Source organism: Grimontia marina (assembly GCF_900060185.1).
GTDB lineage: Bacteria > Pseudomonadota > Gammaproteobacteria > Enterobacterales > Vibrionaceae > Enterovibrio > Enterovibrio marinus.
In genome coordinates, this window is the sequence record NZ_FIZY01000048.1 from 26,982 (window position 1) to 38,182 (window position 11,201).

An 11,201-nucleotide genomic window follows, 5' to 3' on the forward strand; every position below is an offset into this window, starting at 1 on the left:
GAAAAGTTTCTTTCTCTTCAGGCTAAGAGTCCCTATGCCGTAATAAGCAGCTCTTTAGCATTGGCGAGAGTGTGTTCAGTAATTTCGCTGCCACCGAGCAGTCGTGCCAGTTCCTTAACTCGGGACTGAGTATCCAGCGGAATCATGCTGGTGGTGGTTTTACCTTTCTCGCTGGTTTTCGCCACGAACATTTGCTGATGACCACAGCCGGCAACTTGCGGTAAGTGCGTTACACACATCACTTGGGTTGATTCACCTAGCTTGCGAAGCAGTTTGCCGACAATGGCCGCTGTTGGACCACTGATACCTACATCCACTTCATCGAAGATAAGGCTTGGTGTATCCACTTTCTGTGCAGTAATAACCTGAATCGCCAAAGATATACGGGAAAGCTCACCACCGGAAGCCACGCGCCCTAACGCTTGCATTGGCTGACCTGGGTTGGTGGAAACCAAAAGCTCGATACTGTCGAAGCCCAGGGGTGACAAATGACTTTCTGGCTGGCTATCCAGTGCAATATGGAATTTGCCGTTTTGCATGCTGAGCTCATGCATGCTGGCAGAAATCAGTTTATCCAGCTCTTTGGCGTAACGCTTACGGCTCTTGCTGAGTTTCTCAGCGGCTGCTAGACAAGCTTGGTGCTTCAGTTCGACTTGTGCGGCAAGCTGTTCAATCTGGTTATCGCTGTCATTGAGGTTTTCAAGGTCATTCACCAGAGACTGATGGGAAGTGAAAAGCTCTTCAGGAGAAACCTGATGTTTACGGGAAAGACGCATTATGGTCGCCATGCGCTCATCCAAATAGCTCAGGCGCGCAGGATCCATATCCACACTATCCATATAGCTTGAGATCTCATGGCTGGTTTCCTGAACTTGAATACAAGCTTCGTCCAACATCTGTGTTAGATCGTTAAAACGGCTATCCATCTCGGCGAGTTCGGCAAGCTTCTGCTGGGCAAACTGCAACAACTGCATTGCGTTGTTTTCATCATCTTCACTTAATGCCTGCAGGACGCTTTGGCTACAAATCGCAATGTCGCCACAGTTGGAGAGGCGCTTATGCTCCGCTTCCAGTTCTGGATATTCGGTTTCACCTAACGCCAATTCATTGAGCTCGTTAACCTGATATTCCAATAGTTGGCGTTGGGCTTCGAACGCTTCTTTGTTCTTTTCTAACTGCTTGAGCTCGTTTCGTGCGGCACGCCAGTCTTGATAGCGTTGGCGCATTGTAGCTAGAAGGTTTTGGTGGCCGGCATATTGGTCGAGCAACGTCAGTTGATAATCGTTCTTCATCAAAAGCTGATGGGCGTGCTGACCATGAATATTAATAAGGTGCTGTCCCAATGCTTTTTGCTGCGAGGCTGGAACAGGGCTGCCATTAATGAAGGCGCGTGAACGCCCCTCTTTGGTGATCACACGTCGCAGAATGCACTCATCACCATCGACCAACTCATTGTCTTCTAGCCAGCGTCTCGCGGCAGGATTGTTCTGGAGTTGGAAGAGCACCACGATTTCGGCTTTTTCCTCACCGGGACGAACCATAGAAGCATCCGCGCGATCGCCCAGACATAACCCCAAAGCATCAATAGCGATGGATTTACCTGCACCGGTCTCGCCGGTAATGGTGGTCATTCCCTGTTGGAAGTCGAGTTCGAGCGCTTTAACAATGGCAAAGTTTTGAATTGTGATGTGTGCCAGCATGAGCCTATACCTGTGTTTATCATCACCTGTTTTTTTGCACAGTATATACTGTGTTTGTATACAGTAAAGATAGTCAGGTATGAATTCGCGATGAAATTGTGATGCGGGTTAAAAAACGAGCAATGTGAGTGTTGGAAATAAAAAAGAGCAGACTAAGCCGCTCTTTTCATAAACAATGCTCTTTCCCTGTTTTATCAGAAGAGTTTGCTCGACCAGCCCAATTTGGTTCGCAACGTTTTGTAGTAGCTGTAATTTTTAGGATGGATAAGCTTCAACAGTGAAGGACTTCTGTAGATATGTACTTCATCCCCCGGATTAACAGGCAAAGAGACCTGACTGTCACAACTGACTTCCAGGGTGCTGCCGTTGTCCGGTGAAACAACAAGCTTGATATGCCGTTTAGCGTCGACGACCAAAGGACGGCTCGACAGCGTATGCGGGAACATAGGAACGAGTGAAATCGCATCAATGCTCGGTGACAGGATAGGACCACCACCGGAAAGGCTGTAAGCCGTTGAGCCTGTTGGTGTCGAAATGATGATGCCGTCAGAACGCTGAGAGAAGGCAAAGTTGTCGTCTATATAGACTTCAAACTCAATCATATGCGCAACTTGCCCAGGGTGAAGCACGGCTTCGTTAAGCGCCGCATTGTGGCTTTTCACCTGACCGTGACGATGCACTTCCGCTTCAAGCAAGAAGCGGTGATCTTCGATGTATTCACCGGATAATACTGACGTCAGTGCGTCTTTGTATTCATCTGGATCGAGATCGGTCAAAAAGCCAAGATTGCCTCGGTTGACCCCGATAACGGAAATATCAAAACGGGAAAGGACACGAGCAGCGCCCAGCATGTTTCCATCACCACCAATGACAATGGCTAAATCGGCTTTAGCACCCAGCGAAAGCAAATCGTGGAAGTCATCAGCCGGAATATTGAGGTAATTGTCGAGACGATTGTCGACCAATGTGCGGTAACCCTGTTGGGTCAGCCAGTGATACAGGCTTTCATGGGTTGCTACCGCTTCTGGATTTCGCGGTTTTCCTACCAAAGCTATAGTGTTAAAACGCTTTGACATCTTATTGATCCTGCACAGTTTAGTGGCTTGAGTATAAGTGATTGCCCTACACTTGTCGTGTATTGCGGCAAGAGACACCTTGAAACGTGACCATTCATCCCCATAATAAGCAAAACCGTCGAGATTGATGCCCCAATCCTTGAGATTTTTGGGGTTCAACACAGTGTATTGTGTCGGAGAGAGCATGAGCAAAGAAGAAAACAAGATCCAGGAAGAAGAATTGCAAAACGAAGCAGTGGAAGCACAGGCTGAAGAAAATGCCCTTGATGCTGAAACTGATGCAATGATTAGCCGGATCACTGAGCTTGAAGCTGCACTTGAAGCAAGTGAAGCGACAGTGAAAGAGCAACAAGACAGCGTACTGCGCGCACGTGCAGACATTGAAAATATGCGTCGTCGTACCGAGCAGGAAATAGACAAAGCGCGTAAGTTTGCTCTGGAGCGTTTCGCGAACGAACTACTTCCTGTTATCGACAACATGGAACGCGCAGTAGAGATGGCGGACAAAGAAAATGACGCCCTCAAGCCGATGATCGAAGGCGTTGAGCTAACGCTGAAGACCATGAAAGATGCAGTGGAAAAATTCGGCCTGAAAGAGTTGAACCCACACGGCGAACCGTTCAACCCAGAATTCCATCAGGCAATGTCTATTCAGGAAAGCGCAGATCACGAGCCAAATACCGTGATGTTTGTGATGCAGAAAGGCTATGAACTGAATGGTCGTGTTGTTCGCCCTGCCATGGTAATGGTTTCAAAAGCCGCTGCTGGTAACGTGAACGAGCAGGCATAAGCCGAATTTAAGGAAAAACCCGCTTTTTGCGGGTTTTTTTCATTTCAGGCCTTGAAAGCCAATAAGTCGCCCTTATTTAAGGTGCATCAAAAAGAAAATTTAAAAATTTTTCTTGTGCAGGGTTGAACCCTAAACCGCGACCCCCATATATGGGTTAACGCAACATAGACGTAAGACGAATTTTCGGAGAAAACCAAATGGGTAAGATCATTGGTATCGACTTGGGTACTACCAACTCATGTGTAGCAGTACTGGACGGTGACAAGCCACGCGTAATCGAAAACGCAGAGGGCGATCGCACAACGCCATCAATCATCGCGTACACCCAGGACGGTGAAACTCTGGTAGGTCAGCCAGCAAAACGTCAGGCTGTGACCAACCCAGAAAACACGCTGTTTGCAATCAAACGACTGATCGGTCGTCGCTTCGAAGACGAAGAAGTTCAGCGTGATATCGAAATCATGCCTTATAAAATCGTTAAGGCTGACAACGGCGATGCATGGGTAGAAGCTAAAGGCCAGAAAATGGCAGCTCCTCAGGTTTCCGCTGAAGTTCTGAAGAAAATGAAGAAAACTGCAGAAGACTTCCTCGGTGAAGAAGTAACTGGCGCAGTTATCACAGTACCTGCGTACTTCAACGACGCACAGCGCCAAGCAACTAAAGACGCTGGCCGCATCGCGGGTCTGGAAGTTAAACGTATTATCAACGAACCAACTGCTGCTGCACTGGCTTACGGCCTGGACAAGCAAGGTGGTGATCGCACTATCGCAGTTTACGACTTGGGTGGTGGTACTTTCGATATCTCTATCATCGAGATTGACGAAGTTGACGGCGAGAAGACGTTCGAAGTACTGGCAACCAACGGTGATACTCACTTGGGTGGTGAAGACTTCGATAACCGCATGATCAACTACCTGGTTGACGAGTTCAAAAAAGACCAAGGCATCGACCTGCGTAAAGATCCACTGGCAATGCAGCGTCTGAAAGAAGCAGCTGAGAAAGCGAAGATTGAACTGTCTTCTGCACAGCAAACTGACGTGAACCTACCGTACATCACTGCAGATGCGACTGGTCCTAAGCACATGAACGTTAAAGTGACCCGTGCGAAGCTGGAGTCACTGGTTGAAGATCTGGTTCAACGTTCACTGGAGCCACTGAAAGTTGCACTGGCTGACGCAGACCTGTCTGTAAACGACATCAACGACGTAATCCTGGTTGGTGGTCAGACTCGTATGCCAATGGTTCAAGCGAAAGTTGCTGAATTCTTTGGTAAAGAAGCACGTAAAGACGTGAACCCTGACGAAGCAGTTGCAGTTGGTGCAGCGGTTCAGGGCGGTGTACTGGCAGGTGACGTGAAAGACGTTCTGCTGCTGGACGTAACGCCACTGTCTCTGGGTATCGAAACCATGGGCGGTGTGATGACTAAGCTCATCGAGAAGAACACCACTATCCCTACTAAGGCGAACCAAGTGTTCTCTACTGCTGAAGACAACCAAAGTGCAGTAACGATTCACGTACTGCAAGGTGAGCGTAAGCAAGCGACGTACAACAAGTCTCTGGGTCAATTCAACCTGGAAGGCATCAACCCAGCACCACGTGGCATGCCACAAATCGAAGTTATCTTCGACCTGGATGCTGACGGTATCCTGCACGTGTCTGCGAAAGACAAGAGCACAGGTAAAGAGCAGAAGATCACTATCCAGGCATCGGGCGGTCTGAGCGACGACGAAATCGAGAAAATGGTTCAGGAAGCGGAAGCGAACAAAGAAGCCGACAAGAAGTTCGAAGAACTGGCGTCTGCGCGCAACCAAGCTGACCAAATGGTTCACGGTACTCGCAAGCAAATCGAAGAAGCAGGCGACGCACTGCCAGCTGACGAGAAAGAGAAGATCGAAGCAGCAATCAGCGAGCTAGAAGAAGCACGTAAAGGCGAAGATAAAGAAGCTATCGACGCAAAAGTGCAGGCACTGATCGCAGCATCTCAGAAGCTGATGGAAGTGGCTCAGCAGCAAGCACAAGCTGCGCAAGCTCAAGACGCCGGTGCAGAGCAAACTAAGCAAGACGACGACGTTGTTGATGCTGAGTTTGAAGAAGTAAAAGACGACAAAAAATAAGACTGGATAACATCCCAGAAGCAGGTCTTGCGACTGAAAAGCAGCAAGACCTGAATCGAAAGATTTAACCGTTTTTATTTCGCACGGGCGCAGGAGGATTTTCTCCTTCGCCCGTAGTTGTATGATACGGGGCTAACTTTTTTGCCCGGTATAGAAGCAGGTGACAAGCAAAACATGTCAAATCGTGATTTTTATGAAGTGCTTGGCGTAAGCCGCGACGCCAGTGAGCGTGACATCAAAAAGGCGTACAAGCGTCTTGCGATGAAGTACCACCCGGATAAAAACCCTGGTGATGAAACGGCAGCCGAGAAATTTAAAGAAGTGAAGCTGGCGTACGAAATCCTCACAGACGATCAAAAACGCGCAGCTTATGACCAATACGGCCATGCAGCCTTTGAACAAGGTGGAATGGGCGGTGGCGGCGGCTTCGGTGGCGGCGCAGACTTCAGCGATATCTTTGGTGACGTGTTTGGCGACATCTTTGGTGGTGGTCGCCGTGGCGGTCAGGCACGTGCCCAGCGTGGTGCAGACCTTCGCTACAACATGGAGCTTTCTTTAGAAGAAGCAGTCCGTGGTGTGACCAAAGAGATTGATGTCCCGACTTACGTAAGCTGTGACCCATGTGGTGGCAGTGGTGCAAAACCAGGTTCATCGCCACAAACGTGTGGAACCTGTCACGGCCAAGGCCAAGTGCAGATGCGTCAGGGCTTCTTTGCTGTACAGCAAACCTGTCCAACCTGTCACGGTCGCGGCAAAATCATCAAAGACCCTTGCGATAGCTGTCATGGCCAAGGCCGTGTTCAGAAGACCAAGACCCTTAGTGTGAAAATCCCTGCAGGCGTAGACACGGGTGACCGTATTCGTCTAACAGATGAAGGTGAAGCCGGAGAATTTGGCGCACCAGCTGGCGATTTGTATGTACAGGTACACGTGCGTGATCACCACATCTTCACCCGTGATGGCAACAACTTGTACTGCGAAGTACCAGTAAGCTTTACCATGGCAGCATTGGGCGGCGAAGTAGAAGTACCAACACTGGACGGACGTGTGAATCTGAAGGTTCCTACAGAAACACAAACTGGCCGTATGTTCCGCATGCGTGGTAAGGGTGTGCAGTCAGTGCGTGGTGGTGGCCTTGGCGACCTGATCTGTAAACTGGTGGTTGAAACCCCGGTTAACCTCAGCAGCAAACAAAAAGAATTGCTGCGTGAGTTCGAAGAATCACTGGGAGGCAGTGCCGCGAAAAAGCACAAGCCTAAATCAGAAGGCTTCTTCGATGGCGTGAAGAAATTCTTTGACGATCTGACCAGCTAACAGTCAGTAAGAGAAAACGAAAAACCGGCGAATTCGCCGGTTTTTTTATATCCAGCATTTGCCATTGTCAGAGATAGCACTCGCATCTTTTTTGAAATTAAGCTGCTCTGATGCAGCATTAATGACCATGGTATGACAGTCAGTATCTTTATCCTGTCTAGAAGTGGATTTGGGTTTTGCTTGAATCTTGTAAACATTGTTGCCAGAACCTCCGATTGTAATTGAGAAATCATAGTCATCAGAAACCTGGCATTTTGTGCAAACTAACGTGGTATTCGTTGGGTAGCTACCTGTTGACGTAAAAGTTTGCTCGGTGTGGGTCTGTAACTGATACAAGTCCACCTGAACTCTACTGCGCTCTGACTTAATCAAATAATCCCCCACGGCTGGGACCGCAATCGTAGTGATGGCACCGATGATGGCTACGGCAATCAAGATTTCGATCAACGTCATACCTAGATGTAATGTCTTAGTTCTCAGCGTCATTTTTTGGTTCACTATGCGGAAAATCCATCTTTATTCCAGAGACCTACGGTATCGCCGTTGATAGTATGGAAACAAGGTACAGCGGACGCTAAAGGAATTTGTTGTGAGATATTGGAATCTACAGCGCGGATTTAGCTTAATTGAAATGATAACGACGGTGTCGGTATTGGCAGTCGTCACAGCGGTAGCTGTGCCAACCTATGTGTCTTCTCATAAAGCGGCTGTTGTAGAAAATAAGGCCTCCCAATTACTTTCGGTCCTGGAAGTTGGACAATCTGAATCCCTGCGACGCCATCGCAATATCTATGTGTATTATGTGCCTTCAAGTGCAACGGATAACGGCTGTATTGGGCTCAGTGAAAAGTCTGAAGTAACCAATTTTAGTTGTACCGACAACGAAGGGTTGCAAAAGGTTATTCTGGAAATTGGGGCCCAAGTGAATGTGCAGGAGCCAGAAGCGACTGACCCAATGAAGCTTTTCCACTTTTCTTCTATCAATGGTCTCCCGTCGACGAACAAGACAGTAAAGCTAGCTCATGGTGATGAAACCGGAAAAGAGTCTGGGATTTTGATTCGTCAATATGCTGGTCTTAAAGCTTGCAGCAACACAACGGTTACAGGCTGGGAGTCCTGTTCATCATGAAGCGAAGCTTTGGCTACACGCTTGTTGAAATGATGGTAGGGATGACGGTCAGCTTAATTGTGCTGGCCTCGTCACTGGCGCTTTTTACCATCAATACCGAATTTGGAACCAAGCAACTTCAAAACGACTTTCTGAGATCCCAATTAAACATCGTCGCAGACACGATGAAAAGTGAGATAGCACGTGCAGGGTTTTGCTACGACTGCACCTCGGTGAACCCTTTTATTAAGGATGATGAGGCAGGTGCTTCATCATCAGTATTGATTGATGACAGCGCTTCGAAGGTTGAGGGCGGGGAATGTATCCGGTTTGCCTATAACCACGATAAACGCTCTGGGGCAGTGGCTTTGAACAAAGATGATGCCAAGGGGTATCGTTGGGATAGTGACAAGTTAGTCATCGAGGTGTACGAAAACTGGAAGGCTTTAGCTAACTGGACATGTGACAGCGGTTATTGGCGTGATATGACATATGATCGTCTATCCATCGATTCTCTCAGTTTCAAACGTTCTCTCCTGCAAAGTGTTGGCTCCACTAATAAAGCGCAAACAGTTGAAGTCACTATTACTGCGTCACTGAAAAGTGACAGTTCAATCTCAGACACTGTGAATTTCACGGTGTCAGTACCCAATGTGGATGGTTAGCACGGATGAACACTCAAAAAGGAATGGCAACCCTCGCAGTAGTCAGTGGCGTTTTGCTCGTTGTGGCTTTGTTTGCGATTTCAGTGGCTAATTCTGGGCTTGCTGATATTAAAAAGGCGCAAAACCAGATTTTGGATGCAAAGCAGAGAGCGAGTGCAAAGGCCGGATTGGATTGTGCGATTGCGGTGTTTGAGCAAAATGAACTAAATCCTAATGATGCAGATTTTTCAGACTCAGAATTTGATGAATGCGAAGGTTCAAGCGGCGGTTTAATTACTGTTATTGGTTCTGAAAGTCCTTGGCTACTTTCTTCTTTTGTAGGCTATGCATCTTCCAAAATTGTCATACAGGCTGGAGGTGCAACAGCTGCAGCTTTTAAGACATCAGGTAGCTTGGTTGTAGAGGGCGGTAACGATTGGACTCCGGCGAAAGGCAACAAGATTGGAACAGTTGGTGGCGTAGATACTTACGAGTGCATTGCGATTATTGCCGGTGGTGATGTGACAATAGATGTAGGTACGGCAAAGTTCACTTCTGATTTGCCGGGCGAAAAAGAAAAGTGTGGTGACTTGTTTAGTACATATATCCCCGAAAATTCTAACCCAATAACAAACGACTTTGAGCTAGACATTTTACACGGTCAGGAGAACATTAAAGTATTTGAAGAGTTCTTTGATACTCCAAGAGTTGAATGGGAAAGTGTCAAAAAAACGTTCGATAAAGTATTGGTGACCGGGTCTGCACAGACGGACAAAGACAAAGTTTCAGAATGTGGTGCAGATATTAAAACATTGTTGGAAAGCAACAGTGTCAATTCTGTTTGGGTTGAAGGGGATTGCTACCTTCAAGGGTTATCCGGTGGTGGAGATGCTAACAAACCTGCACTAATCGTTGTCAAAAACGGTGTTGTTGGTGCAAAAACAGCATTCACGTTTAATGGCACAATTTTGCAATTTTCGATTGGTCATAGTGAATCCAATGTTGCGCTCTCTTGGGGGGCGTATAAAAAAACTGACGGAACCAACCATATTATGTGTAATGACGGCGCAATGAAGTCATTGTGTGATGAGTTAAAACATCTTTATGAAGATGACGCTTCAAAATGGGGAAAACTACCTTTTTACTTTCATGGTTCTTTTGAAAGTGCTGGTCAGTATCTTTTAGATGTACCAGATTCAGTATCTCGTGTCAGAGGTTCTTTTAAACCCAAGTATAATGGGGACTCGGAAAACCCAAGCTCAGGAGGAGCGCCAAAGCTGGTAAAAGGAAGTATTCATGACTTCTAACAAAGGCTTTTCACTTGTAGAGACGCTTATCGCTATATTGGTCGTTGTTTTGTCTGGTGTTGGAACGTTAAAGCTATATAGCCACCTAGAAGTCGAGAAGGCGAACGCACTTATGTTTGTTGAGGCAAAGCAAATTGCGGAGTCTCAGATTGCTTTACTGCAAACATTGAATACTACAGGTTCAGATTGCGAAGGCAAAACGGTAGAAAACATTCAAAGCTGTCAGCTAACACTGAGCGAAGGCTCTCTATATAGTCTTTCAGTGACGCCCACAAAAACGCTTCAACACACGCCAGCTGGTGGTGTGGCCGCAACCTATGCCAAGATAATGGATGTTAAAGTCAGCTGGAATGACAGAAATGGCACTGCTCAAAGCCTTTCTCTCCCAGTTTCTGTGTCTAAATTCACCAACCTGCTGGATTAGTGAACGGTTAATCGGTTCTTGTGACTTTTTTCGCAAAAAAGCCCTTGCCAGAATTCGAGACCTCCCTATAATACGCCCCATCGACACGGCAAGCAGCTCCCAACAAGGAAGCGCCGACCAAGTCGAAACGCGAAAACTTCCTCACCAAGGCATTGAAAAATGCGGTGAAGAGGTGAGTCAACAAGGTGTTTTGAGGGTTGCGAAAGCAACGCTGAAAAATCTCAAAATTTCTTCTTGACTTCATCGCCCGGCAGCGTAAAATTCGCAGCCCTGACGGTGAGAAGCAACGCTTCTTCAAGTCAACGTTCTTTAACAATTTGACCTATGCAATCTGTGTGGGCACTCGTAGTTGATAGACAAAAGATTTATCGATGTTTACTGAGTGACCAAACGAAAACTCTTCGGAGTTATCGGCACAGTCAATTCGTTCTGCTCTTTCTTTACTTTGTTGGAGAGGGTTAGAACACAACAGTATTTCATCGAGCCAAAACTTTCTAATTGAAGAGTTTGATCATGGCTCAGATTGAACGCTGGCGGCAGGCCTAACACATGCAAGTCGAGCGGCAGCGACAATAAAGATTCTTCGGATGATTTATTGGGCGGCGAGCGGCGGACGGGTGAGTAATGGCTGGGAACCTGCCTGGTAGAGGGGGATAACCACTGGAAACGGTGGCTAATACCGCATGATGTCTTTGGACCAAAGAGGGGGACCTTCGGGCCTCTC

10 protein-coding genes and 1 rRNA gene are annotated in these 11,201 nt (G+C 47.3%); 8 read left to right on the forward strand and 3 right to left on the reverse strand.

Translation table 11 applies throughout. The annotated features are described in order from the left end of the window. Positions 1-32: 32 nt before the first annotated feature. Positions 33-1,700, reverse strand: a complete 1,668-nt coding sequence (gene recN / locus GMA8713_RS19735) for a DNA repair protein RecN (RefSeq protein ID WP_062713482.1) — start codon at positions 1,698-1,700, stop codon at positions 33-35. A 194-nt stretch (positions 1,701-1,894) separates the two neighbouring features. Then, entirely contained in the window at positions 1,895-2,776 is an 882-nt protein-coding gene (nadK, locus tag GMA8713_RS19740) for an NAD(+) kinase (protein ID WP_062713484.1), read from the reverse strand. A gap of 184 nt (positions 2,777-2,960) precedes the next feature. On the opposite strand from nadK, the gene grpE reads away from it, so the two are divergent. The 3 genes from grpE (at position 2,961) to dnaJ (ending at position 6,994) form a co-directional block, all read left to right on the forward strand. Further along, positions 2,961-3,566, forward strand: a complete 606-nt coding sequence (gene grpE, locus GMA8713_RS19745) for a nucleotide exchange factor GrpE (RefSeq protein ID WP_002535681.1) — start codon at positions 2,961-2,963, stop codon at positions 3,564-3,566. Between the two features lie 197 nt (positions 3,567-3,763). Beyond that, positions 3,764-5,680 (forward strand): molecular chaperone DnaK, encoded by a 1,917-nt coding sequence (dnaK, locus tag GMA8713_RS19750; protein ID WP_002535682.1) that lies wholly within the window; start codon positions 3,764-3,766, stop codon positions 5,678-5,680. A 174-nt stretch (positions 5,681-5,854) separates the two neighbouring features. Then, complete coding sequence (gene dnaJ / locus GMA8713_RS19755; protein WP_062713497.1) at positions 5,855-6,994, forward strand: molecular chaperone DnaJ; 1,140 nt, start codon at positions 5,855-5,857, stop codon at positions 6,992-6,994. Positions 6,995-7,039: 45 nt separating this feature from the next. On the opposite strand, the gene GMA8713_RS19760 is transcribed toward dnaJ, so the two are convergent. After that, positions 7,040-7,492, reverse strand: coding sequence for a type IV pilin protein (locus GMA8713_RS19760; protein ID WP_232314499.1), 453 nt, complete (start codon positions 7,490-7,492; stop codon positions 7,040-7,042). A gap of 91 nt (positions 7,493-7,583) precedes the next feature. Between GMA8713_RS19760 and GMA8713_RS19765 the strand changes: the two genes are divergently transcribed. From GMA8713_RS19765 to GMA8713_RS19785, 5 genes are all read left to right on the forward strand, one after another. Next, positions 7,584-8,123 carry a pilus assembly FimT family protein gene (locus GMA8713_RS19765; protein ID WP_232314500.1) on the forward strand — a complete coding sequence of 180 codons (540 nt, stop codon included), beginning with the start codon at positions 7,584-7,586 and terminating at the stop codon, positions 8,121-8,123. Beyond that, the gene (locus tag GMA8713_RS19770; protein WP_062713488.1) at positions 8,120-8,767 is read left to right on the forward strand and encodes a PilW family protein; all 648 of its coding nucleotides are present in this window, start codon (positions 8,120-8,122) and stop codon (positions 8,765-8,767) included. The genes GMA8713_RS19765 and GMA8713_RS19770 overlap by 4 nt, the downstream gene beginning before the upstream one ends. A gap of 5 nt (positions 8,768-8,772) precedes the next feature. Continuing rightward, a complete protein-coding gene (locus tag GMA8713_RS19775) occupies positions 8,773-10,053 on the forward strand; it encodes a hypothetical protein (RefSeq protein ID WP_062713490.1) in 1,281 nt (426 codons plus the stop codon). After that, the gene (locus GMA8713_RS19780) at positions 10,043-10,477 is read left to right on the forward strand and encodes a type IV pilus modification PilV family protein (protein WP_062713491.1); all 435 of its coding nucleotides are present in this window, start codon (positions 10,043-10,045) and stop codon (positions 10,475-10,477) included. The genes GMA8713_RS19775 and GMA8713_RS19780 overlap by 11 nt, the downstream gene beginning before the upstream one ends. A 495-nt stretch (positions 10,478-10,972) precedes the next feature. Further along, positions 10,973-11,201 (forward strand): 16S ribosomal RNA (locus tag GMA8713_RS19785); the annotation flags it as partial.

Coding starts and splice junctions, on each gene's coding strand:
- recN (WP_062713482.1), bottom strand. CDS start 1,700: ATGCTGGCACACATCACAATTCAAAACTTTGCCATTGTTAAAGCGCTC.
- nadK (WP_062713484.1), bottom strand. CDS start 2,776: ATGTCAAAGCGTTTTAACACTATAGCTTTGGTAGGAAAACCGCGAAAT.
- grpE (WP_002535681.1), top strand. CDS start 2,961: ATGAGCAAAGAAGAAAACAAGATCCAGGAAGAAGAATTGCAAAACGAA.
- dnaK (WP_002535682.1), top strand. CDS start 3,764: ATGGGTAAGATCATTGGTATCGACTTGGGTACTACCAACTCATGTGTA.
- dnaJ (WP_062713497.1), top strand. CDS start 5,855: ATGTCAAATCGTGATTTTTATGAAGTGCTTGGCGTAAGCCGCGACGCC.
- GMA8713_RS19770 (WP_062713488.1), top strand. CDS start 8,120: ATGAAGCGAAGCTTTGGCTACACGCTTGTTGAAATGATGGTAGGGATG.
- GMA8713_RS19775 (WP_062713490.1), top strand. CDS start 8,773: ATGAACACTCAAAAAGGAATGGCAACCCTCGCAGTAGTCAGTGGCGTT.
- GMA8713_RS19780 (WP_062713491.1), top strand. CDS start 10,043: ATGACTTCTAACAAAGGCTTTTCACTTGTAGAGACGCTTATCGCTATA.